The following is a 24,744-nucleotide window of genomic DNA, read 5'->3' as shown; positions in this document are numbered from 1 at the left end:
TCGGCGCGCGCCGTCGATACCGCGGCAGGAGACAGTGCTGGCGATGGCGCTTTATCGTTTGACACTGGCCGCTCCCGCCTGCGTGGCATCGAGAAGTTTCAGTGCACAGCCTTTCAATTGTCCTATCGGCAAGGCAATCGGTGCAGGACTGGCGCTCGCCGGCCCAGTCAACTCCTTCATGCCGGCCTTGAATTCCATTTTGCCGGGTCCATGAATCTCAATATTGCCGCCTTCGAGCTTGATATAGGCGCCCTGCACCGTCAGCAGCACATGCTGCTTGCCGCTCACGTTGACGCTCTTGCTGACGCTGGCCACGGTCACGGCCTTGTCTGCGGTTAATTTTGTTTCATCGGACTGGCTCTGGCTGCTGACCTTGCCGCTGGCGGCGTGCAGGCGGATGCCGGTTTCCTGGTTCGGTTTGTCGGGCTTGCTGGCCTTGCCGTAGGTAAACAGGCTGATGCCGGAACTGATTGCATGAAAATGGTTGCCTTGCGCGCCGAAATTGATGTCCTGCCCTGCCGCGATGCTGCTGGTATTGCCGGCTGCAAAGAGCGCATTGAGCGGCGTGGTGGCGGCGATGCCAGCCGGACTGGACAATTGCAGCTGCGGCGCGCCATAGGCCGTCGCCTGGCCGTCGCCCGTGCCCGCCGTGCCCTTGAGCATTTCTATGCTGTGCGCCAATTGCTTCAGCGCCGGCAAGGTGTCGGGCGCCGCTTCGGCCTGCCCTTGGCCACCTTTCAGCCCCGCATTGTGCTTTTGCGCCGTTTCCGCAAGCGAAGTCAGCAAGACCAGGCTCTGTTCGATCTGGTCCGTCGCCTCCTTGCTATCCATCTGCGTGCCGCTGGCGTTGCTGCGCCCGTCGGTCGACAACAGCAACCCCTGCCCTGCGCGAAGCGCGGCGCTGTGCCCGGTTTTCAGTTCGGCGCCGAAGCCGGCGGCGGCCAGCCGCTGGTTGTCCGTCTGATGGCGCAAATGTCCCAGGTTCAGCTCGGCAGTGCCCTGGTGTGCGCCGGCATGGCGCTGCAGGGCCACGCGCGGCTGGCCGGGGCTGTCGTCGAACACCAGCTGGCTGTACGCCGCGCCGCCCTGCTGGCTGGCCTGCATGGCCTGGCTCTTGATGCCGGACAACGCGGCCGGATGGGCATGCGCGCCCGCTTCGCCGGGAAACCAGGCTGGCGCGTTGCCGGTGGCCGGTCCCGCGCCATGGCTCACGCGGTTATTCTGTGCATCGGCCGTGCCCTGGCCGTTGTAGACGGCGCCGATGACGACCGGCCGGTCGATATTGCCTTCCAGAAAATCGATCAATACTTCCTGGCCGATGCGCGGCAGTGCATGGCCGCCCCAGTTGGCGCCCGCCACCGGCGCCATGGTGGAAGCGACGCGTACCCAGGTGCCGGCACTGTCGTCGCCCGGCGCGCCCGTATGCCCTCCGCCTTGCGGATGGTCAAGGCGGCTGTGGCTCATGACGCCGCGCTGCCAGTGAAATTGCACCTTGATGCGGTGGTCGCGGTCTGTGTGAATCACGGCGCCGGCCGGCCCCACCACGACAGCCGTCTGCTGGCCATGCACGGTCGGGCGCGGATGCAGCAAATGGCCATGCTGGTCCTTGCCGCTGGCGCGATAAGCAATATTGCTGCGGATGGCATCGATGCGGTTGCGATACAGGGGCCGCTCGGCAATGGCGCCCAACAGCGCCGGCATACGGTGCAGGCTGCCCGCTTGCTCCTTGCGGATGGCCGCATCGAGCAAACCCGTCTTGAGCGTTTGCACAATGGATGACTGCAAATCCGCACTCAAGTTGTTGTGCATCAAGTGGACCGTGCGCACGACCAGGAAAGTGCGTTCGTCGTCACCGCCGGCCTCGTCGAACACCGGCTGTCCCTGCAAGACAAACGTGGTGCCCGGCGACAAGGTACGCACGGTACCGGCCGCCACGTGGATCTCCTTCCCCGCTTCCAGCGCCTGCAACTGGTTGCGCGCGATGCGCTGACCCTGCTCGCGCGAAGCGTAGGCATAGGCGCCGGGCGCGTCGCGGCTAAGCAGCTCCACGCCCTGCGCCCCGCCCGCCTCTGCCGCCGCGCTGGCGACACGCTGGTCGAGCGAGCGGTAATCCCAGCTGCCCATTTCGATGGCATTGGTCTGCTGGCGCAATTCGGTGCGCCAGCGGTCGATGCTGTCGACCTTCATGACGGCGCCCGGCTGCGTGAAGTTGATGCTGCTCTGGGCATTCGGCTTGAACGCGCCGTTATGGTCCGCGATCACCAGGCAGTGGCTGCCCAGGCTGGGGCTGCCGGGATCGCCGCCGTGTTCATAGTAATAAAACAGCCCTTCCTCGTGCATCAGGCGCTGCGCGTAAGCCCAGTCGCTTTCCTGGTACTGGGTACTCAGGCTGCGCTTCGGGTATGCCGCGCGGTCGAGAATATCGAAACGCCAGACCGGCGCCAGCTTGCCCTGCGCCTGATAGGCGGCAAACAGCGCGTCGAGGATGTCGAAGACCGTCATGTCCTGGAACACGCGGCTGTCGCGGCCATGCGCAAGAAACGCGCTCCAGGGTTCCAGGGTCAGGTGATAGCGCGCCATGCCGCCGTTCGCGCCGACCAGTTCAACGGCGGTGATATGGCCGTGGAACGGGCGCAGCGCGTCGGCGCTGGTGGAGGTCAGCAATTGCAGCAAGGCCGGCTGGCCGATCAGGGTGCGCAAGGAAATGGCGGCGTCCGTCGACAGGGCCGCGATCTGGAACACGAAGCCCGTGCTCAAGCCTTCCTCGCCGCGCACGCATTCGGCCAGCAGGCGGTCGGCGCCGAGGGGCGTGGTCAGCTGTAGCAATCTGCTGGCTTGCGTGAAACTGGCGGGCAAGGACATCGACATCCGGAAACTCCATCACGCGGCTTCCCGCACAAAATTAGTAAATAAGCACTTTTATCAAAGCCATTACACCCTAGAAATTTCGTTATAGCAAGAGTGATTCGATTGAAATCGGGACTGCGGCAATCATTGGTTCAAAGCTGTGGCCAAAGCACGCGCCCAGCAGAATTTTTAGCTCTGGTAACAACCAGGACTCATGAGTCCTACCTGCAACAAAAATCAATAATCCTCGACTTTGGTAAATTCTATTCCATTGACTTTACCGGATTTAAATATATTCAAAATTGATTCATGACATACGATAAAAGCATTCAAAGCGCCGCCCATTTTGAACAGCAAACGCTTGGATTGCGGAATTGAATTCAACAACTCTTCATCAAAACAGAAGTCAAATACCTCATCATAAAGCTCAAATCCACCCAGACTTACAGGTCCGGCATCTTTGAAATAATTAGATTTAATCCTGCTCCAACAATCGAATCTTTCCGTAAAAGTCATATACCAGTAATCTTCATGCCATTGTCCATCATCATGAATATAAACCGATGGATGCATATGAAGATGCGGAATATCAAGTTCAAGAAGTTCCTCCCGCATGCTGCTGGTTACAAGCAAATCCGTCCCGCTAAACAATATGGATGGTACTTTTTTCAACGATGGAATGCCTCGCTTTTCATTATATTCCCTTCCGCCATTAAAGAATACAAATGGAGGAGAGCCGATTGGAAACTCTTCAAAATTATAATTCCTATCAGATGTATTATCATCTGGAGACAGTGAAGGAACTCGCTCATCCTCCAACTCACTTAAAAAATAATATTGCTGCTCATATTTCTTCATTGCATTTCCCTATTTTGAAATTTGAATCGTCGATCTTTTGCAATTTATATTTCACTTGTTTTAGTTTCGCTTCTTTTTGACCATGCACCTCATATTTCTTTTTATTATTTCATTTCTTACTGAATCCACCCATCGCAAGCCTGCAAATTCAAAATGGGAATTCTCAGCAATTCTTGCGAGAGCTGCCTTATTAGGAATACTCTTTATCACATCCAATATGCCACTCGAACTTTCAGCTCTCCGGACAACCGCAACATATTCCCCTCGCCGAGCATCAATAATCTTCAACTTTTATGAATTTGATGCCATGCACATCGCCCAATTTAAATATATCCAATATAGATTCATGGCATACAATAAGAGCATTTAATGCTCCACCCATTTTGAACAGCAGACGCTCGGATTGCGGCATCGAGTTCAACAACTCCTCATCAAAACAAAATTTATAAACTAGAAAAAATTCAAATCCACCCAGTCGTATGGGTTCAATTTCATCTTCATAATCAGATTTCTCCCTGCTCCAACAATCCAATCTTTCTACAAAGGTCATATACCAATAGTCTTCGTGCCACTGCCCATCATCGTGGATATAAACTGAAGGATGCATATGAAGATGGGGAATATTCAGCTCAAGAAGTGCCTCTCTCATACTGCCAGGCACAAGCAAATTCGTTCCATCAAACAATATGGCCGGAACATTTTTCAATAATGGAATCCCATTCTTTTCGTTATATTCTCTCCCGGCGTTAAAAAACATAAAAGGAGGCGAGCCGATTGGAAATTCCTCGAAATCATAATTTTTATCTGACGTGTCATCATCTGCAGAAACTGAAGGAATCCTTTCATCATCTGCAACTCTCAAAAAGTAATATTGCTGTTCATATTTCTTCACATTACCTTCCCATCATGAAAATATAGCTTTCGACTTTTTATAGCCAATTAATCTACCTGGCCGTATCGATTGATCTTGGTTTCCATGCTCGCCCCCTGAATTTATTACTCCATGAATTAATAATCTTCCACCTTTACAAATCTTACACCATCGCCATCTCCTGATTTAAATATATTCAAAATTGACTCATGGCAAACAATAAAAGCATTCACCGCACCGCCCATCTTAAAAAGCAAGCGCTGAGATAGAGGTATCGAATTCAACAGCTTTTCATCAAAGTGAAATTTATAAACTTCAAAAAGATCAAATCCACCAAGCTGTATAGGTTCATCTTCATTATCATATTCGGATTTCTCCCTACTCCAACAATCGAATCTTTCCACAAATGTCATGTACCAATAATCCTCATGCCATTGTCCATCGTCATGAATATAAACCGATGGATGCATATGAAGATGTGGAATATCCAGCTCAAGAAGTTCCTCCCGCATGCTGCTAGTCACAAGCAAATTCGTTCCATCAAACAATATGGACGGAATATTTTTCATAGATGGAATATTTCTTTTTTTTATTATATTCTCTTCCCGCATTAAGAAAAAAGAATGGGGAAGAAGCAACTGGAAACTCTTCGAAATCATAGTTTTTATCTGAGGTATTATCGTCAGGACATAGCGAAGGAAGACTTTCATTTCCCTTTTTCTTTCTTAAAAAATAATATTGCTGCTCATAATTTTTCAATTTATTTTCCAATTTTTAAAATGTAATTATTAATTTTTTTAAAATTAATTTTTTCACTAATTTGCTCTTTTGCGTTTTTATTAAAATGATCCCTACTTACACTGCATATTTTTTTATCATTATATTTCTTTATTGAATCTACACTGCCACATCCTTGAAGAATATTTCGAGAAAAATTTTTAGATATTCTCGTCAACGGTGCCTCACCAGGATTATTTTGAATTAATTTTAATATCCACTTGCTAAGCTTATTGAGGTCAGATATGATTTTTTCAGAATTTTCAATTTTACTTCCAATGCATTCCTTATGAAGAGGCAAGCGAAGATCTTTTATTTTTTCTGCGACCATATCGTGGTAGTCCGTGGGTTCAGAATCGTCATCATAAGAGTCCTGATTTGCAGTATGATTCCCTCGATGTAACTGAACGTTGAGGTGACACAGGCCCCTTGCAAAGTACATGGTATAAATACAAGATTCGGCAGAAGATTAATATCATAGCCAAACTTCTCTATTTTCTTCCCAAGCTGACTTCGCTTCATACCCTCTGCGGAAATAATATGATGCGCCTGCATTCTCACGCCGTTATTGCGAGGATGATGATGATCTCCTTCAATTACCGCCTTAATTCGATTCAAGTATTTACTATCCTTGGATGAATTTCCAATCAATGCCATACGTGCCTCGATAAATTTAAAATATCATTTATAGACCACTGTTCCCTGCCTGCCACGCGGCGTGCTGTGCCCGGTACTGCCGCACAAGCGACATTTTTTGTCGCGTTTGATGCTTTCTTTCTTTCCTGGCTTTCAGCGTCATCTTTGATTTCCCCTTGATGCGAAGTCCTTTTGCGCGCGCCTTGACCAGCTTGGCGCCGAGCTGGTGCAAGTCATCCACCGCATTCGACAAGTCTTCCAGCATTCTTATCAGGGCATCCACCGCTGCCTTCGCGCGCTTGATTTTCTTTCCTGCCGTTGCGATTTTCGCGCTGCTTGCGGCAATCCGCGCGACCAGCATGGTGATGCGTGCAGCTGCTGCGGTTCCGGCACTCAATAAAGCGGTCACAATCAGCAGGACTACCTCGATCATCAAATACGCGCCCCCTTTGCCAGCCGCATAAGCATAGAAATTCGGCGGAATCGCTTCCAGCATCAAGCCAACGTAAGAGACATAGGCCAAGGCGCTATCGGCGTCGGCAATAATTTCCAGCACAACTGGAAAATTGGGGTCATTTTTAATGGCCTTGGCCAGTTTGGGATCGATATCCATCAATTCCCTGTCGACAAACGCCTGGATCGGCTTTGGATCGCCATTGGCAATCAAACTGGGCAGATTGAGGATGGCGGTGCGATGCTTGTAGATTTTCTTCGCTGTTGCTGCTGTATTGAGCACCATCCCGGCAGTGTCGGAAATTGCATTAACCGTATTTTTCAATTTTCCGACTTGCTGCCGATACAGTTCGCTCGCTTCATCTTCAATGGACTTCCGCCACCATGCCCAGTTGTACAAGGTATCTTCCGGATGATCGATATGCTTGTTCAATTCCTTTTGAAGTGCCCGATAACGCTGCCCGCTGTATGTCCCAAGACGGTCATAAGCTGTACCTGCGTTCTCTTTGATGTTGTCACCTATTGCCACCCAGGTCCGGGCTTCGAAAAGCTCGGCCTGATCATCAAGCCAGCTGGCTCCCCCCTGATTCAAGCCCTCGCGTGCGCTATTGATAAACGCTAATGTCGGGCCGTCATCCCATAGCCTCTGGAATTCCGCCATCTGGTCGGTCAGGTTGAGGTAAGTGGCATGCAGGCGCTGGACGATGGATTCACGGTCTTCGAAGATTTCCCGTTCCGTCACCTTGGGTTCGCTGGTCACCAGCACAGCACCATCTTTCGGCAACTGCAGGTGCTTGATTTCCGAGTCTTTCTCTTGCATCTTATTTGCTACCTGATTTGAGCGGGTTGACATTGACCGACTGTAAAATGCTCTTGCCATCGACCTTGAATTTCAGCTGTTCCAGAGGCCAAGGTGTATTCCATGCATCGTCGTAACTTGCCTCGAGTTCAACCCAGGTATTGTCTTCTTTGGGCAACACTGGCATGAGATGGTCCAGTTTCGTCGGTCCGCTGAAGCTTTTCTTGCCCGCATGCACCGTAATCTTGCCCGGGCACTGGATCGTGATATTGCCGCCTTCGATGGTGATATTCGCGCCGCCCGCCGTCGACAGGCGGATGCTTTTCGCCGCCGCCCAGTCCACATGCGCGTTGGCGCTGATGACGTTGACCTCGTCACGCGCCTGCACGTTGAGCACGTCGGCCTGCGCCTGCAGGTCGATGGCGCCCTGGGCCGCGATCAGTTGCACCCCGGCATCACCCTCGCCGGCCTTGACCACGCCGCCCAGCACGCCGATGGCCTGGCCCGCGTGCACGCGCCACTGGCCGCCACCGGTGAACTGGGTATCCTGGCCGCTCATCATGGTGACGGTTTCGCCGCTGGCCAGTTGCATGTCTTGCCCCGCGACAACGCCCAGTCCGGCCCTGGCGGCGATCGCGATGATGGCGTCCTTTGTGTGCGGCAACTGTTCATGCATACCGGAAACGCTGGCCAGCATCGCTTTCAAGGGCGCCGCCTGGCCGTCAAGTTCGCTGGCATTCGGCGCGCTGGCGCCGACATGGCTGGCGTAGGCCACCGTTTGATGCGTCTTGGCGGCAGCGCTGAAGGTGTCGCCCAGCAGCACCGCCTGTTTCATCAGCGCGATCCCGCCCGCATTGTCGCCGGCCGGATCGCGTTGCGCGGCCTCGTGCAGAAGCACATAGCTGCTTACCAGCAAGCCGGCCCTGGCGCGCACCACGCCATACGCGTCGGTGCGCAACTCGGCGCCGGCACCGCGCAGGCTGCCACGGTAGTTGTCGGCGCCATGGATCAGGTGGCCCAGGTTCAGTTCGCTGGCCGCGTGGCTGCTTTTCAGCTGGATGCGGCCCTGCTGGTCGGTGTCGTCGAACAGCAACTGGTTGTAGCCGGCCGCGCTGCCCGCCTTGCCGAATTCCTTGCTGCGGATGCCCCATTGCGCTGCGCCATTGCGGTGCGCCGCGCTGGCGCCCGCGGCGCCATGCCACAGCGGACTGTTGCCGCCCGCCACATTGCCCTGGCCCGCGATGGCGTGGTCGTGCGCCGGCTGGAACACGCCGGCGTCGCCTGGCTCGCCCCCGACGCCGCCTGGGGTCGGTTTGGTGCCGCCCTCGCCCTGGCCGTTGTACAGGGCGCCGACGATGACGGGCCGGTCGATATCGTTTTCCAGGAATTGCACCAGCACTTCCTGGCCGATGCGCGGCAAAAACTGGCTGCCCATGCCGCCGCCGGCCGCGCGCTGGGCCACCCGCACCCAGCACGTTGCGCCAGTCTCTTGCTGCCAGTGAAAGCGGATGCGCACCCGGCCCAGCTTGTCGCAGTAAATCTCATCGGCGCCGCTGGCCACGTCATTGCCGTCGGCGCCGACGACGATGGCGCTCTGGCTGCCCAGGGCGGTAGGTTTCGGATGTTGGCGCAGTCCGTTTTCGCCCAGTACCGGGCGCCACGGCGTGGCGGCAGGAATCGCTTCCAGGTGGTTGGCGTAGCCGCTGGCCACCGCCTGGGCGATCACCTGCTCGAAATGTTCAATGTAATGCGGCCGTAGGTTCAGCGTACCCAGGCTTTCCTGCAGCAGTTCCGGGATCGGGCCGAACAGTTCGGCCAATCCTTGCCGGGCCGGCGCCGGCAGGTTGTTGACACCCACGCTGCAGACGCGCAGCACGGTGTAGGACGGCGTGTCGCCGCCCGCCGCCTGCAAGGGTCCTTGCGTCAAGGTAAAACGCGTACCGGCGCGCAAGGTGCGCACCATCGAACGCGCAACGCAGCGTTCGCCGCGCGCTTCGATCGCCTGCATGCGCAACAGCGCGTAGCGGCTGGCCTGGCAGCGTCGGCATAGTAATACTGGCCCGGTGTATCGTAGCTTTCCAGCAGTGGCGCCTGCCGGCCGCCCACCGCCGTCCGGGTCGGCACGCTGGCCGCGACCGCCTGCTTTGCCTTGTAGTCATAACTGAGCACCGTCGCCAGCGCCGTGCTCAGCGAACGCGCCGTGCTGAATGCCTGCAGCGTGTCGCCCTGCTCGCCAACCCTCGCGCCATGAAAGCGGATGCCGCCGCCGACCGCGCTGGACGCATCTTCCGGCACGGCGCTGTCGGCGCTGCTGTCGGCAAACAGCACCAGGCAATGGCCGCCGTCCTGTTCCTCAAAGCGCCATGCCAGCCCTTCTTCCGTCAGCAGTCGGCTTACGAAATCGAGGTCCGATTCGCGGTACTGGCAGCAATAGCTGCGCGCCGCAGCGCCGTCCATGAACGGGCGCGTGTCGTCGCTCCAGCGCCATAACGCCGCCGGCGCATAGGCCTGGAACACGGACTCGACGATCTCGATCACGGACTTGTCTTGCCAGACGCGGCTGTTACGCACCTGGCCCAGCCGCCACAACCACGGTGTCAGGCGCAGCCGGTAGCGCGCCAGGCCGCCCAGGCTGCCCAGCATGGCCGCCTCGCTGATATGGCCGCTGAAACTGGCGCGGCTGCCATCAAACAGGCTCACCTGCAGCGTGGCCAGCTTGCCCAGCATGGGCGCCAGCGCCAGCTCGGCGCTGGTCGACAGCACGATGACATCGCGCGCGCCCGGCGTCTGCAATTGCTCGTCGCAGGCGAACGCTTCCACCAGCAGGGGCGCAGTCTCTTGCGCGCCGTCACCTTCAAGCTTGAGCTCGTACAAGCGCGTGATGCTGGAGAACGCTCCCAACGCGGCGCCCACCTGGTCCAGCAGCGCTGCGCTCATCGCGCGCCTTTCGCCGCTGCCTTGGCCGCCTTGCACAGGGGCTTGTCGACGCGGCCGGCGCACGTTCTCTGACGGCAGCTATCGGCCGCCGCCGGTTTCAATTTGCTGCATTGCTGCAACTGGGCTTGCAGGCTGGACGGCGTTTTTTTGGGCGGCTTGGCCGCCTGGGCGTGCGAGACCAGCGCGGCCAGCAGGGCCACGTCGTTTTCCTGTTCCGGCGTGGTGGCGGGCTTGGCCGGTGCCGCAGGCTTGAGCGGCTTGGCCGTTGGTTTTTTTGGCGGCGCCGCCTTGGGCGCGCTCTTCTGCGGCCTCTCAAGAGCCTTGCTCAGCACATCCCTGGCGCTGGGTACGGGAGCCGAAACCGGAGCCGGCAGGTCGGCGTCCAGCATTTCGCTCAAGCTCTGCTGCGGCAGTGCCTGCTGCTCCTCCTCGCGTATGCTGGCCGCGGCGGTGACAGGGGCGGCGGCTGGCGTTTCCGGCGCTGGCGCCGTGCTGGCCAATGCCGGTTCGGCCTGCGCCGCCGTTTCGCCTTGCCCCAGCCAGGCACCGGTGGCCAGCAACAGCATGGCGCCAGCCAGCATGCCCACCCAGACGGCCCACCGGCCGATGCGCCTGCCGTCATGTGGCACGGGCGCGGGCCGGCGGCCGCCTTCAAGGTGGTTCAGGATACGGCTGCGGTCGGCCTCGGCCTGTTGCGCGGGCGTCAGTAAGCTGGGCCGTGTCGATGGCCGTCGGCTGTCGTCATTGCTTTGCAAAATCTTAACTCCTGTCAATATTTACAACACCTTACGACAATAAAAAAAAGCGTGACGCATGTTAGGAAATCAACAGTGCGCACCCGGCGCACAATTGAAACAAAGCTCCCGTAATTAGCAAGTTAGTAAGATATACTCAGAGGCAATATTAGCGAAAACGCTGGCACCGCGGCATTCAGCTGCCCATGCATGGCGCCTTTTTTCGAACGGAGTGGGCGTGTTTTTACTGGCGGTGGCACTCTATTTTTTACTCGCATGCCTGATCAGCTGGCTGGCGCTGTTTCCATCCGGCCGCGAACTGGTACTGCGGACGCTGGCGACGGCCGAACAAGGCCTGGCGGCGCGGCTCGATCGGCTGGCCCGGCGCAGGAACGCCGGCCTGGACACCTTGCGCCGTGGCGGCGCCAGGACGCTGCTCGGCGGCGCGGCATTCGTGCGCCGCCATTACCTGCTGTTCCTGGGCGGTGCGGCGGTGGTCTGCCTGCCGCCGGCGATCGCCTTGCTGGCAGGCAGCAAGAACATGCTGGGCGGCTACGAGGTCTCGACGCGCGAAATGAATACGCAGGTATCGGCCCTGCTGCAAGGCGAACAGCTGGTGCCGCCGGTAGACCTGCCGCCGCTGGTGTTTGCCACCGAGGAAGTGCAGCAAGTGCGGCCGATGCTGGTATCGGCCAGCCGCAACTGGACGCTGCTCAATGCCGAATATGCGCAAAGGCTGCTGCTGGTGTTCAAGATCATGAAAGAAAAACATGGTTACGACATGGCCATCCTGGAAGGCTACCGCAGTCCGGAGCGGCAAAACATGCTGGCCGGCATGGGCAGCAATGTCACCAATGCGGCCGCGTTCCAGAGCTGGCATCAGTATGGCCTGGCGGCCGATTGCGCCTTTTTGCGCGACGGCAAGCTGGTGATCTCGGAAAAAGATCCCTGGGCCATGCGCGGCTATCAGCTGTATGGCGAAGTGGCCGAATCGGTCGGCATGACCTGGGGCGGCCGCTGGAAAATGATGGATTTCGGCCACACGGAACTGCGCGTGCCGGGTGTGATGAAAAAACAACGATGACTGGAAGGAACACATATGGCTGGTCCCGTAATCAGATTGGGCGATAAAACATCGCATGGCGGCAGCGTGCTGGAGGCCTCGGCGATGACGGACAGCGGCGGCATCGGCATCGCGCGCGTGGGCGACAAGGTCTCGTGCCCCCTGCCGGGCCATGGCACCTGCCCCATCGTCAGCGGCGACGCCAGCTGGATCATCGACGGCAAGCCGGTCGCCCGCCACGGCGACAAGACCAGCTGTGGCGCGATGCTGATCGCCAGCCAGCAAGCCACCACGGATCAACTATGACGTCCCGCCGCCACTGCAAGGAAGTGCGCTGATGCGCCCGTGGCTGCGGCGCAGCCTGCTGATACTGGCCGTGTTCGCCCTGTGCTGGGGCGGCGCAATCTGGTACTGGCGCACCAGCATGCGCATGCCGTCGACGGGCGACCTGGCAGGCACCATGCTGGCGTTGCCGCTGCTGCTGCTCGCCAGCTGGTGGCTGGGCAAGAAACTGCTGGCCAGGCTAGCCGCGCCGGCAGCGGCGCCGGCCGATGCCGCCGGCAGCGACGCCCTGGCGGGCGGCATCGAAGCGCCGCCGCGCGCGCCGCTGCACCTGGCCGCCGCCGCGCTGCGCATGCCCGGTGGCAGCTCGGCGCCGGAACTGGCGGCCGCGCTGCAGGACAAGCAGCAGCGCCCCGAACTCGATCCGGAGCTGACCGACGCGCAGGGCTACCCCGTGATGAGCGCCCGCGTGGCGGATCTCGATGAACAGGGCCAGAAGGAACTGCTGGACGACTTGCTGCGGACCCGTCCTGCCGCTACGGCGCAGGGCGCGGCAGCGCATTTCGATGCCGAACACTTGCGCGCACTGGCGCTGGGTGCTGGCGTATTGAATGAACTGATGCAGGAAGCGGCGATGCACGCGGCGCTCGACGGCTACAAGACGGCGCAAACGGGCGCGCGTGCCGCCCTGCCGACCCTGCAACTGCATCTGCTGTTGCCGCCGGACTGGGACAAGCCGCAGCGCGACATGGGCGCCGCCTGGCTGCACGCGCAAGCGGGACAGCAAGGCTGGCCGTCCGACAAGCTCAGCGTGCACCTGGCCGGCGACTGCGGGCCGCTGGCGCTGATCGAACAGCTGGCCACGCAGGCTGCCTTGCAAGAGGTGCCGTGCCTGGCCATCGTGCTAGCTTGCGCTTCCCATATCGGCGAGATGACCGTGCATGACTGGACTACGCGCGGCCTGCTGTTCAATGCCGGCCAGCCGGGCGGGCAGATTCCCGGCGAAGGCGCGGCCGGCCTGTTGCTGGCCGACGCGGCCCAGGCGGCAGCGCTGCAGGCCGACACGCCGGTACTGCTGCACCATGCCAGCACGGCCGTGCGCGGCCAGTCGGCGGACAGCCGCGGCCATGGCGATGCCAGCTTGCTGGCCGAGCTGGGCGGCAAGGCGATGTCGGCCGCGTCCGTCGCCCCGGCCGCGATCACGCGGCTGTACGCCGATGCCGACCAGCGCTCCAGCCGCATGATCGAACTGATGAACAATGCAGGCACGCTGCTGCCCGATATCGACCTCAGCAATGACGTACTGAGCGTGTCGGCGGCCTGCGGCCAGAGCGGCCAGGTGGCCACCCTGGCGGCGCTGGTGCTGGCGCGGCACGAGGCGGCCGAGAATGCCAGCCAGGTGCTATGCCTGAGCAACCTCGATGCCTTCCACCGGGCCGCCGTAGTGGTGGGTCCGGCCGCCGATGCCGCTCCTGCCGCGCCCCCTGAAACCCTGGCCGCGACATGACCCCTCCCTCCACCATGCCTATCAACCTCTCGCCCCTCATACTATGATGCAACGATTCTGGCATTCCATTACTACCCGTTTCAGCCTGTTCGCCATCGGCTTCGTGGCGCTGGCCGCGCTGCTGGCCAGTTGCGCCGTCATCTTTCAATGGCCGCTGGTATGGATCGTGCCGCCACTGGCGCTGGTCCTGCTGGTCGCCAGCGTGGTCTGGTGGCTGCAGCGCAGGCGCCGCCAGCGCGATGCCGCCCGGTTCGGCGGCATGCTGGAACAGCAGACAGCCGGCGCGGCGCCCAAGGCCGGGCCCGCCCAGCGCGAAGAAACCGAAGCCATCCGCAAGCGCATGCTCGAGGCGATCAGCACCATCAAGACCTCCAAGCTGGGCCAGCTGTCGGGCGACGCGGCCCTGTATGAATTGCCCTGGTATATGATCATCGGCAATCCGGCGGCCGGCAAGAGCACGGCGATCGCCAATTCCGGCCTGCAGTTTCCGTTTGCCGACAGCAAGATCGTGCAAGGCATCGGCGGTACCCGCAATTGCGACTGGTTCTTCACCACCGACGGCATCCTGCTCGACACGGCGGGCCGCTATTCCGTCAACGACGAAGACCGCGCCGAATGGTTCGGCTTTCTGTCGCTGCTGAAAAAACACCGCAAGCGCGCGCCGATCAACGGCATCATCATCGCCGTCAGCATTGCCGAACTGACGGGCAGCCGGCCCGAATTCGCCATCAACCTGGCCAAGAACCTGCGCCAGCGGGTGCAGGAGCTGACGGAAAAACTGGAAGTGCACGCGCCCGTCTACGTGGTGTTCACCAAGGCCGACCTGATTACCGGTTTCAACGAATTTTTCCAGGACACGGAACGCGGCGAACGCGACCGGGTATGGGGTGCCACCCTGCCCTACAGCCAGACCAGTTCCAAACAGGACGTGCTGGCGCAGTTCGACCAGCGTTTCGACGAGCTGTATGACGGATTGAAAGAACTGAGCCTGGCCAGCATGGCGCTGCAGCAGAACGAACGCATGCCGCCGGGCGTCTTCACCTTCCCGCTCGAATTCAGCGCGATCAAGGGGTCGCTGCGCGCCTTCATCGCCACCCTGTTCGAGGAAAACCCGTTCCAGTTCAAGCCCGTCATGCGCGGCTTTTATTTCACCAGCGCGCTGCAGGAAGGCGCGTCGGTATCGGCCTCGTCGGAACGCGTGGCGCAGCGCTTCGACTTGAAATTGCAGCCGCAGCAACACAACGCGGTGCAGGACCAGCATGGCTATTTTTTGCTCAATCTGTTCCGCAAGGTGATATTTGCCGACAAGGAACTGGTGGCCCAGTACGCCAGTCCAGCCAAGACCCGCCTGCGCTACGCCACCTTCTTTGCCGCCACCGCGCTGGTGGGCCTGGCGCTGGCCGGCTGGAGCTGGTCCTACATGGCCAACCGCCAGCTGGTGGCCAATGTGCAGGCCGACCTGGACCAGGCGATCAAGGTGCAGGACAAGCGCCTCGACCTGCATCGCGCTTCGAAGCGCTGGAAATCCTGCAGGACCGGATCGAGCAGCTCGATTCCTACCGCAACAGCCGCCCCGTCTCGCTGGGCCTGGGGCTGTACCAGGGGGATCTGCTGGAGCGCAAGCTGCGCGAGGAGTATTTCTCGGGCGTGCGTGAAGTGATGCTGGGCCCGGTGGCGCAATCGCTGGAAGCCTTCCTGGCCGAAGTCAACGCGGGCGCCAGCCGCTTGCAGCCGATGGCCAGCACGCCGCAGTCGGGCGCGGTGTCGGCCAGCGCGGCAGCCACCCTGCCCGCGCCGGCCGGCACCCTGGCCGCACCGGTGGCGGCCACGCCGACGCCAGCCCTGGCCAGCGCCCCTGCCGCCGCACCGCCTGCCACGGCCGCCGCCGTCAACCTGGGCGCACAGCAATTCAAGGATGCCTCGCCGGCGAATGTGGAAGACGCGTATAACGCGCTGAAGACCTACCTGATGCTGAGCGACAAGTCGCGCGCCGAAGCGAGCCACCTGAACGACCAGCTGACCCGTTTCTGGCGTGTCTGGCTCGACAGCAATCGCGGCAGCATGCCGCGCGAGCAGATGATACGCAGCGCCGAACGCATGATTTCGTTTTATCTGACCCAGATCAACGACCCGTCCTGGCCGCGGATCGACAGCAAGCTGGCGCTGGTCGACCAGTCACGCGACAGCCTGCGCCGCGTGGTGCGGGGCATGCCGGCGCGCGAGCGCGTGTACGCCGACGTCAAGGCGCGCGCGGCCACGCGCTTCGCCTCGATGACGGTGGCGCGCATCGTCGGCGAGCAGGACAAGGAACTGGTGCTGGGCAGCTACGCCATTCCCGGCACCTTCACGCGCGACGCCTGGGAACAATTCATCCAGCAAGCCTTCCAGGAAGCGGCCAACCGCGAACTGCAAAGCGCCGACTGGGTGCTGAAAACGGCCTCGAAGGATGACCTGACACTGGAAGGCAGCCCGGAGCAGATCCAGAAAGCGCTGGTCGAACTGTACAAGACGGACTACGCCAGGGAATGGCAGAAATTCATCCAGGGTGTCAGCATCCGCGAGCTGAATGGCTTCGACAACGCGGCGGCGGCCATGAACCGGCTCGGCGACCCGCAAACCTCGCCGATCAACAAGCTGATCGAAACGGTGTACAAGGAAACCTCGTGGGACAACCCGTCGCTGCTGGGCCAGGGCTTGCAGCGCGCCCAGCGCGGCGTGATAGGCTGGTTCAAGGAAACCATCCTGCGCCAGAAACCCTCCGGCATCAACGTCAACGTCAGCACGGGCGCGCCCGCCGCCGGCGCCTTGCCGATGGGACCGGTGGGCCGCGAGTTTTCCGGCGTCGCCCGCCTGGTGGTTGCCAAGGACAAGGACGCTTCGCTGATGCGCGGCTATATGGAAGCGCTATCGAAGCTGCGCGCCCGCTTCAACCAGATCAAGAACCAGGGCGATACCGGCCCCGGTGCCAAGCAATTCATGCAGCAGACGCTCGACGGCACCGGTCGGAACTGGCCGATGCGCTCAAATACGTGGATGAACAGATGCTGACCGGCATGACCGACGGGCAAAAGCAGGCGATCCGGCCGCTGCTGGTGCGCCCGCTGATGCAGACGTTTGCCGTCATCATCAAGCCGACCGAGACGGAAATCAACAAGGTCTGGCTGGCGCAGGTGCTTGAACCGTTCCAGAAAACCCTGGCGCCCAAGTATCCGTTCTCGCCCGCCTCCGGTAGCGAGGCCAGCAATGCCGACATCGGCCAGGTGTTCGGACCGGAAGGCAGCATCGCCAAGTTCTTCAATACCACCATCGGCCCGCTGGTGGTGCGCCGTGGCGATTCACTCAGCGCCAAGACCTGGGCCAACATGGGCATCGGCCTGGCGCCGTCCGTGGTAGCCAGCTTCCCCGGCTGGATCGCTCCGCTCAGCGCCAACGGCGTGGCCACGGCGGCCGGCGCCGGCGAAGCGCAAACGCGTTTCGACCTGCAGGCGCTGGCCGCCAGCGGCGCCACCGAGTACACGATCGAGATCGATGGCCAGGCCCTGCGCTGGCGCGGCCAGCCGCAGCCGTGGATCCATATGGCCTGGCCGAATCCGCAAGGCACGCCCGGCGCGCGCATCAGCGCCATCACGCCGGAAGGCCGCACGATCGTGTTGCTCAACGAACCAGGCCATTTCGGCCTGAAGAAAATGATCGATTCGGCCAAGCGCAAGCGCAAGGATGGCGGCGTATTCGAACTGAGCTGGGAAAACAGCGGCGTGACCGTGGCGGCCAACCTGAAGATCGTCGCCACGCCGGCGCCGGCCGCCGCGCCAAGCACCGCCTCGGGCTCCGCGGGCTTCCGCGGCCTGAAACTGCCGGAAAGCGTGGCCCAGAGCGTACCGGCCGTCAACACCCCCGCGCCGGCAGCCCCTGCCGGCGCCATCGCGGCCAATGCCGCCGCCGTGCCATGAGCCGCGCCACCGCCACCCCGATCGGCTATTTCGGCAAACTGCCCAGCCGTGGCGACTTCGTCAAGGCCAGCGACAACCCGGCCCTGCTGAAGATCCTCGACGACTGGCTGGCGCAGGCGATGGACCTGCTCAGTGCCGACGCGCGCTGGAAGCTGACCTACGATGCGCTGCCGCCCATGCATTTCGCCTTTATCGGCCCGCGCCGGGGGCGCGCCATCGCCGGCCATATCGCCGCCAGCAGCGATGCCTCGTCGCGCCGTTTTCCCTTCCTGATGATGAGCACCATGGAAGTGGAGCAGCCGGCCGCGTTTGTCGCCAACAGTCCGCTGGTGCTGTCGCGCCTGTGGAACCGCTTCGAGGCGCTCAGCAACGACATGCGCGGCCCTGATGCGGGCAACGCGCTGCAGGCGGCCACGCATGCCAGCATCGACGTCGACCTGCGCGCCGCCGCCTATGAAGCCGCCTTCAACGATTTTCTCGACATGCAGACCGTGGGCGAACTCGACGCGCTATTGGCGCCCACCGGCTTCACGGGCACGGTGCGGCAAGTGCTGCTGGCGCTGGGCCTGCTGCTGCAGCCGGTGATGGCCAGCAGTTCCAGCCGGCTGGAGAAAAGCCTGGAACTGCCGCTGCCGGCCGATCCGCTGTACCGCAACATGGTGGCGGCGTTCTGGATGCACCTGATCACGCCGTTCCTGGCGCGCGCCGACTTCGAGCTGGCGCTGTTCATCACCCGGCTGCGCGGCCGCCAGACGCTGGTGCTGGGCTTTTCCGGCGCCTCGGCGCAGACCCTGCATGTGTTGATGAACCCGCAAGCGGCACTCGATCACCATATCGCGTTCGACGACCTGGACTGGGTCGAAGAACAGGTCGGCAGCGACTATGCGATCAAGAAAGTGTCGACCTATCTGGCGCAAGCCAACCTCTCGCTCAAATCGGCGCACGACTCCTTGCGCGCCGCCTTTATCGGAACCTGACCATGCGCATATCCCGGATCGTTCTCTTCCTCGGCATGGCGCTGGCCGCCATGTCCGCTTCAGCGCAAGCGCCCCTATCGATACCCACGGCCGCCACGCCGCAGCCAGGCCAGGTGCTGGCCAGCGGCACGGTGCCCGACGAAGCAAGCAAGGCCGCCGTACTGGTGCGCCTGCGCGAACTGTACGGCGCCGACAAGGTGGTCGACCAGATCGCGGTGAGCCAGGTGGTGTTGCCCGCCAACTGGAACGCCTATGTGCAAAAGTTGCTGTCACCCAATCTCAAGCAGATCAGCCGCGGCCAGCTGAAGATCGACGGCAGCGTCGTCAGCGTGCGCGGCGAGGTGGCCAACGAGGCGCAGCGGCAAAAGATCGCCAGCGATATCGCCACAAGCCTCAACCCCACCTACACCGTCAACAACGGCCTGCGCGTGTCGGCCAGCGAACAAGGCGTGCTCGACACCACCCTGGCCAACCGCACCATCGAGTTTGAAAGCGGCAAGACCATGCTGACGGCATCGGGCCGCGCCATCCTCGATGAAATGGCGGCGGCCATGCAAAAGCTGGCCGGCCGCAAAAGTGGAAATCATCGGCCATACCGACAACCAGGGCTTGCGCGCCAGTAACCAGAGCCTGAGCCAGGCGCGGGCCGAGGCCGTCAAATTCTACCTGGCGTCGAAGGGCATCCACAGCGAACTGCTGACGGCGTCGGGCCAGGGCTCCGACCGGCCGATCGCCAGCAATGACACGGCGGACGGGCGCGCCCGCAACCGGCGCATTGAATTTCGCATGGCGCAATAACCATCTATCAGAGGACCACATGTTTTCAGCCGAACAGTTATTACTTCCGATCAGCAATGAACAACCGGCGGGCGTGGATCTGGCGTTTTCGCCCGAACTCGATGCCATTACGTTGGCGCGCAAGTTCGACGACCCCTCGCTCGACCAGGGCGAATGGGTCGCCGACCTGAAGGAAGCCGACTGGGACTTCGTCGTGCGCAGCTGCGCCGGCCTGCTTGCCGGCAGCAGCAAGGATCTGCGCCTGGCGGTCTGGCTGACTGAAGCGGGCGCCAAGCGCTATCACCTGCGCGGCATGGCCGAAGGCTTGCTGGTGCTGGCTGGGCTGTGCGAAAAGTTCTGGGACCGGGGCCTGTTTCCGGAAGCGGAAGACGGCGACCAGGAGCAGCGCATCGGCAACCTTAGCTGGATACTCTCGCGCATCCCGCCGCTGCTGCGCGAGGTGCCCCTCACGGGCGGCCCGGGAGGCGCCTTTTCCACCATCGATTTCGAGACCGCGCGGCGCCAGGCCGGCGTGGGCGATTCGGCCAGGCCGCATGAGGGCGTCAAGTTGTCCGACATGGAAGCGGCGCGGCGTAACAACTCGGCCGCCTTCTGCGCCAGCTTCGCCGTCGACGCGCAAGATTGCCTGGAAGCGCTGCGCAAGCTCGAAAGAGTCGTCGACGCCCGGCTGGGCAACGACAGCCCGGCCTTTTCCACGGCGCGCGAAGCCGTCGAAGCGATGCTGCGCGTGATGCCAGCCAGTGCCGGCGTGACGCCTGCCGCCGTCCCTGTCGCGGGCGGAGCAGCCGCTGCCGCAAGCACGATGGCGCCTGCCATGCTGGCGATCCCGGCCGGCCCACCGGGCGCCATCGCCACGCGCGCGCAGGCGATCGAGCAATTGCGCGCCGTGGCGCAGTTCTTCCGCCGTAGCGAACCGCACAGCCCCGTCTCGTATTTTGCCGACAAGGCCGCCAATGCCGCCGACCAGGACTTGCACAGCTGGTTGCGCTCGGTGGTCAAGGACGCCGGTTCGCTGGCGCATATCGAAGAACTGCTGGGCGTGCAGCCGCCCGAGAATGGCTGAAACCGCTACTCGCACCCTGGCGGCGTATCTGCCGCCAGGGTGTTCAGTTTTTTGCTTGGCGCAGTCTTATTTCACATTTCCCCGGTCTTCCTCGCGCCAGCGCTTTAACAGCTGCGCCTTCCAATCGGCCTCTGCATTGGCATATTTCAAATTGGCTTTTGTACGGAATGATCCATTGCCAGGTTCTTCAAGATACACATCCCATAGCCCGCCCGGTAACATTGCTGTGCCTGTTTTTACAAGAACTCCTGAATTATTTTCACAACTTCTATTCCCATATTATTTCCAGTGGAATGCCCGGCTCCAGTTCCGCCTCCTTGCCAGCAAGGGGATATTTTCGATGTCCCAGCAAATATTTTGTTACAAGTATCTTATAACTTCCATCATGAAGAAAATGGACGACAAACCTGTCGGCATCGGAAGAATTGTAATGAGGGATAGCGACAGTCTTCTCCACCCGAACCGGCTTACCATTTTTTACAGTATGCATGACAATCGCCGCTTTCATGCCTGGCGTCCATGTCGCTGGGATAGAAAGACAGCAGGTTTTTCCTCCACCACCTTCACCTGGGCTCAGGTAGCCAGCCTCGGCTGAAGATCCGTCTTCGAGTGTCACGACATAGCTGCCAACACCATGCTCGGTATGGTTATACGCAGTCATATTTACGTCAATCTTCATTGCCTCCTTGCTACAAGCTGTATTTAAAAACACAAGAAATCCACATAAAAATACGCAACCAAATCGTTTTCCCAGAAAATTCACCATAGCCTTCCAGAAACTGAAAATGCATTATCACAAAAAACATTCATATGAGAAAATTACTCTCCTATTATTTCAAGCGGCTCACTTGGCCGTAATCCGTTCTCTTTCCAGAAAATTGATATCTCCCACCTCCAAAAATACTTGGTCATGATGCAAATTATTAAAAATCCCCTATTGATATAAGATGAATGCTTTCCTGTGATCCGTTAAATAACTTAAGCAAACTTTTATGGCAGACAAAAAAAGCAGACAAATCCCCTCCCATTTGAAACATCAAACGGTTCCTCAATGGGGTTTTTTCCAGCAGTTCATCATTCAAATTATAGCTATATACCTGCTCCAAAACAAATCCTCCCAACTCTATTGGAGGTGCCTCCTGGTCATAATGCGAGAATTTCCTGTCCCAGCAATCAAACCTCTCAGAAAATGCCATAAACCAGTAATCCTCGTACCATTTTTTATCATCATGCTTATAAACAACGGGGTGCATATGCAAATTTGGAATTTCCAACTCCAATAAAATATCCCTGATAGAGCCTGGGATTACAAGATTCGAACCAGATAAAAGAATACATGATGATATTTTCATGGATGGAATTTTATTTTTTCTTTGATATTCAAACGATCCATTAAAGAAAACCAATGGCGGAGAACCAATCAACTGAGCCTCATATCTGAATGCCCTACCTTCAGTATTTTCATCAGGCGTCAACATTGGATTAGCATCATTACCCGACGAGACAATGAAATAGTATTCCTTATCAAATTTTCCCAAAATTTCCTTCCTGCTTTTAACTTTTACTTGGCGCCAAATAAATAAGCTATTTTCATTTTCCTGAAAATAATAAAATTTACCATGGCAATCTCTATCGACCAAGCAATAATTCGAAATTTTGATTTTCGAAATTAACCCCCGCCGATAGAAAATATTTTCATCATTGCAACTCCACTTATCCCGAATCGAAATCAACAATCACCGACCTGGATAAATTTTATACCATTTCCATTCCCTGATTTAAATATATTTAAAATTGACTCATGACAAACAATAAATGGATCAAGACTCCCCCCCCATCTTGAAGAGCAGCCGCTGAGATTCAGGAATAGACTTCAATAAGTCATCATTAAAAGCATAGTGGTAGATTTGATGCAGTTCAAACCCACCTAAATTTATTGCCTCGCCATCCTTGTCATAATCCGACATCAACCTACTCCAGCAATCAAAACCCTCAACAAAACTCATATACCAGTAATTTTCATACCATTTCCCATCATCATGTATGTAAACTGATGGATGCATATAAAGACCCGAAATATTTAATTCAAGAAGCGCTTCCCGCATAGCACTCGGAATTAACAAATCAAGCCCATCAAATAAAACATCCGGGATTTTTTTCAGAGATGGCACGCCTCTTTTTTTATTATAATACAACGCGCCATTAACAAAAATAAAGGCGACTCACCTAATGAAAACTGCCTTATATCATACTTCCTTTCCGACGTATTCCGATCCGGAGATAAAGAAGGAATTATTTCATCATCTACTGATCTCATCATAAAATAATATTGCTCCTCATATTTTTTCATCTAAGTTATTTTTTCCTGGACTTTTCTTTCACACTGCCGCCCAAAATTATTCCGTTGAACTGATCAATCTCACTTCGCTTGATACTCTCTTCGAAAATACATTCTTATGAGGGCATCCACCACAGCCTTCGCGCGCTTGATTTTCTTGCCTGCCATTGAGATTTTCGCGCTGCTTGCGTCAATCCGCGCAGCCAGCGTGGTGATGCGTGCAGCTGCACGCTTGCCGCTCAGGCTGGCATTACCACGACACCAGCACACTGTCCGCCGGCAGTACCGAGCGCCAACGCCGGTTTTTCACTGGCCAGCTCTACCGCCAGCGCAAGATGGACCAGATCCGCTGCGATGCCGAAACTGCCTGCCGATTTCATGGGGCTCAGCCGCTGTTCCAACGGGTCGAGACCGGCCAGCACCTGCTGCATGGCGGCCACCACCGCCATGCTTGCCTGGGGGCGATGATCGGCGTCGCTGACGACATGGGCGATGTCGGCGGCGTCCATGCCCGACGCCGTGATTGCGGTGGACATCACGCTGCGCAAGGCGGCGCGCGTCGCAGTGCCCTGCAGAGTGCTGACCGGCCCCAGAATTGCGGCATTTGCCCACACCTGCTCCGGCGCCCTGTCCGGGTTCCACAGCACGATGCCGCCCGCGCCTTCGGCAGGAATATAGCCCTGCGGCGCGCTACTGGAAAACACCTGTCCCAGCGCCAGCGCAGGCGCGAGTTCTTCGGGGTCCAGCAAGCTGTCGGCGCCGACGATAATGGTGCAGGCAACGCCAGGCTGGCTGGCGCCGTTCTGCAGGGCCGACAGCACGCTGAAAAGATGGGCCTCGCCGGCCCGCATCGCCTGCAAGACATAGGCAATGTCACGCCAGGCCGACTGCTGCCAGGCCCGTGCAAAGACGGCGCCCTGCGCCTCGCCGCCGGATATCGCATCGGGTGCCAGCCAGTACACGCTCACCGGGCCATCTTCGCTGCGAACCAGGCTGCCTTGCTGCGCATGCAGGTCGTCAAGGATGGTGGCGAGCAGGGCCATGACGCGCGGCGCACGCAGGCGCGTGCCGGCGGCATGTCCCGTCGCAGCGAGATCGAGGGGATCGACGATGCCCGCATGGGCCGGGTAGCCGGACGGGTGCAGGATGGCCTTGTCGGGCTTGAAGACCTGCTTGCGCGCCTTGCTGCCTTCGGCCGTTTCGGTCACGGCGCCATGCGGCGTCAGCGCGCTCCAGGCGCCGATCCGCAGGCGCACGAGGGGTATGGGAGGCGCCAGCGCGACCTCTGGCGCCGGTACGGAGGCAGGCATACTTGCAGGCAAGGACGGCACGGATTTTGGCGCAGAAAGAAATTGCAGGCCTGTCCAGCCCAGCAAGGCCAGCAGAACGGGCGGCGCGCAGAGCATCAGTATCGCTCCCCCGCCTGACAAATCCAGGCGCGATGGCGCCACGCTTGCCAGCAAGACAATCCAGGCAAGGCCGACAATTGCCAGCACAAGTATCCACAAAACGATCCTGAGCGCCAGCCGGCGGCCCGAGCGCGGTACAGGTGGCAACTGCTGCAATGGAATATCGCTCATGATGCGCCTACCCTATCGTGGCCACGGGCAGGCTGGCGATCAGCGCGCAGCCGCAAGCGCTTTTATGCCCATGCAGCGCCACCTTGCGCCCGCCGATACTGAAGACGGCGCTGCCTTCGATGATGGGATTGCTGCCATGGCCCGCCAACGGGCACGCGACCATGTCGCCCAGCCTGGCGATGCCGATGCCGTGGAGGGTGTGCACAGGAGAAGCGCTTGCCACGACGCCGCCGTGGGTGGTCTTGTCGCCGAGCCGGATGATTGCGAGTGCCAT

General features: G+C 59.1%; 20 protein-coding genes and 2 pseudogenes. 7 read left to right on the top strand and 15 right to left on the bottom strand.

Features of this window, described 5'->3' with window-relative positions:
- Positions 1-51: 51 nt before the first annotated feature.
- From ACQVLG_RS21225 to ACQVLG_RS21180, 10 genes are all read right to left on the bottom strand, one after another.
- A complete protein-coding gene (locus tag ACQVLG_RS21225) occupies positions 52-2,868 on the bottom strand; it encodes a type VI secretion system Vgr family protein (RefSeq protein ID WP_474290885.1) in 2,817 nt (938 codons plus the stop codon).
- 216 nt (positions 2,869-3,084) lie between these two features.
- Entirely contained in the window at positions 3,085-3,705 is a 621-nt protein-coding gene (locus tag ACQVLG_RS21220) for a hypothetical protein (protein WP_474290884.1), read from the bottom strand.
- 274 nt (positions 3,706-3,979) lie between these two features.
- Positions 3,980-4,597, bottom strand: a complete 618-nt coding sequence (locus ACQVLG_RS21215; RefSeq protein ID WP_474290883.1) for an imm11 family protein — start codon at positions 4,595-4,597, stop codon at positions 3,980-3,982.
- Positions 4,598-4,713: 116 nt separating this feature from the next.
- A complete protein-coding gene (locus tag ACQVLG_RS21210) occupies positions 4,714-5,286 on the bottom strand; it encodes an imm11 family protein (protein ID WP_474290882.1) in 573 nt (190 codons plus the stop codon).
- Positions 5,287-5,336: 50 nt separating this feature from the next.
- A complete protein-coding gene (locus tag ACQVLG_RS21205; protein WP_474290881.1) occupies positions 5,337-5,684 on the bottom strand; it encodes a hypothetical protein in 348 nt (115 codons plus the stop codon).
- Positions 5,666-5,908, bottom strand: coding sequence for an AHH domain-containing protein (locus ACQVLG_RS21200; RefSeq protein ID WP_474295744.1), 243 nt, complete (start codon positions 5,906-5,908; stop codon positions 5,666-5,668). Before ACQVLG_RS21200 ends, ACQVLG_RS21205 begins: the two co-directional genes overlap by 19 nt.
- Positions 5,909-6,038: 130 nt before the next feature.
- A complete protein-coding gene (locus ACQVLG_RS21195) occupies positions 6,039-7,262 on the bottom strand; it encodes a hypothetical protein (protein WP_474290880.1) in 1,224 nt (407 codons plus the stop codon).
- 1 nt (position 7,263) lies between these two features.
- Positions 7,264-9,249: a type VI secretion system Vgr family protein gene (locus ACQVLG_RS21190; protein ID WP_474290879.1), complete on the bottom strand. Its 1,986-nt coding sequence runs from the start codon at positions 9,247-9,249 to the stop codon at positions 7,264-7,266.
- Positions 9,165-10,178: a type VI secretion system Vgr family protein gene (locus ACQVLG_RS21185; protein WP_474290878.1), complete on the bottom strand. Its 1,014-nt coding sequence runs from the start codon at positions 10,176-10,178 to the stop codon at positions 9,165-9,167. The genes ACQVLG_RS21190 and ACQVLG_RS21185 overlap by 85 nt, the downstream gene beginning before the upstream one ends.
- Positions 10,175-10,933 carry a hypothetical protein gene (locus ACQVLG_RS21180; protein WP_474290877.1) on the bottom strand — a complete coding sequence of 253 codons (759 nt, stop codon included), beginning with the start codon at positions 10,931-10,933 and terminating at the stop codon, positions 10,175-10,177. The genes ACQVLG_RS21185 and ACQVLG_RS21180 overlap by 4 nt, the downstream gene beginning before the upstream one ends.
- Positions 10,934-11,150: 217 nt before the next feature.
- Here ACQVLG_RS21180 and ACQVLG_RS21175 point away from each other — a divergent pair, with 217 nt between their 5' ends.
- From ACQVLG_RS21175 to tssA, 7 genes and pseudogenes are all read left to right on the top strand, one after another.
- Positions 11,151-11,996 carry a M15 family metallopeptidase gene (locus ACQVLG_RS21175; protein ID WP_230542387.1) on the top strand — a complete coding sequence of 282 codons (846 nt, stop codon included), beginning with the start codon at positions 11,151-11,153 and terminating at the stop codon, positions 11,994-11,996.
- Positions 11,997-12,011: 15 nt separating this feature from the next.
- On the top strand, positions 12,012-12,281 hold the full coding sequence (locus ACQVLG_RS21170) for a PAAR domain-containing protein (RefSeq protein ID WP_230542386.1): 270 nt from the start codon (positions 12,012-12,014) through the stop codon (positions 12,279-12,281).
- Between the two features lie 31 nt (positions 12,282-12,312).
- Positions 12,313-13,764: a hypothetical protein gene (locus tag ACQVLG_RS21165; RefSeq protein WP_474290876.1), complete on the top strand. Its 1,452-nt coding sequence runs from the start codon at positions 12,313-12,315 to the stop codon at positions 13,762-13,764.
- Positions 13,765-13,810: 46 nt separating this feature from the next.
- Positions 13,811-17,714: pseudogene (tssM, locus tag ACQVLG_RS21160) on the top strand (type VI secretion system membrane subunit TssM).
- Positions 17,711-18,691 (top strand): type VI secretion system-associated protein TagF, encoded by a 981-nt coding sequence (gene tagF / locus ACQVLG_RS21155; RefSeq protein ID WP_474290874.1) that lies wholly within the window; start codon positions 17,711-17,713, stop codon positions 18,689-18,691. Before tssM ends, tagF begins: the two are co-directional and overlap by 4 nt.
- A 35-nt stretch (positions 18,692-18,726) precedes the next feature.
- Positions 18,727-19,489 (top strand): annotated as a pseudogene (locus ACQVLG_RS21150) (OmpA family protein).
- Positions 19,490-19,508: 19 nt separating this feature from the next.
- Entirely contained in the window at positions 19,509-20,552 is a 1,044-nt protein-coding gene (gene tssA / locus ACQVLG_RS21145) for a type VI secretion system protein TssA (protein ID WP_474290873.1), read from the top strand.
- Between the two features lie 268 nt (positions 20,553-20,820).
- Here tssA and ACQVLG_RS21140 read toward each other — a convergent pair whose 3' ends face one another.
- The 5 genes from ACQVLG_RS21140 to ACQVLG_RS21120 form a co-directional block, all read right to left on the bottom strand.
- On the bottom strand, positions 20,821-21,318 hold the full coding sequence (locus ACQVLG_RS21140) for a DUF3304 domain-containing protein (RefSeq protein ID WP_474290872.1): 498 nt from the start codon (positions 21,316-21,318) through the stop codon (positions 20,821-20,823).
- 157 nt (positions 21,319-21,475) lie between these two features.
- Entirely contained in the window at positions 21,476-22,192 is a 717-nt protein-coding gene (locus tag ACQVLG_RS21135; protein WP_474290871.1) for a hypothetical protein, read from the bottom strand.
- A gap of 180 nt (positions 22,193-22,372) precedes the next feature.
- Entirely contained in the window at positions 22,373-22,723 is a 351-nt protein-coding gene (locus tag ACQVLG_RS21130) for a hypothetical protein (protein ID WP_474290870.1), read from the bottom strand.
- Positions 22,724-23,129: 406 nt separating this feature from the next.
- Complete coding sequence (locus ACQVLG_RS21125) at positions 23,130-24,470, bottom strand: hypothetical protein (protein ID WP_474290869.1); 1,341 nt, start codon at positions 24,468-24,470, stop codon at positions 23,130-23,132.
- 7 nt (positions 24,471-24,477) lie between these two features.
- Positions 24,478-24,744 carry a PAAR domain-containing protein gene (locus ACQVLG_RS21120; RefSeq protein ID WP_230542376.1) on the bottom strand — a complete coding sequence of 89 codons (267 nt, stop codon included), beginning with the start codon at positions 24,742-24,744 and terminating at the stop codon, positions 24,478-24,480.

The sequence above is a fragment of the Janthinobacterium sp. TPC_1 genome, assembly GCF_056037845.1.
This window is presented reverse-complemented; position numbering and strand designations above follow the sequence as displayed.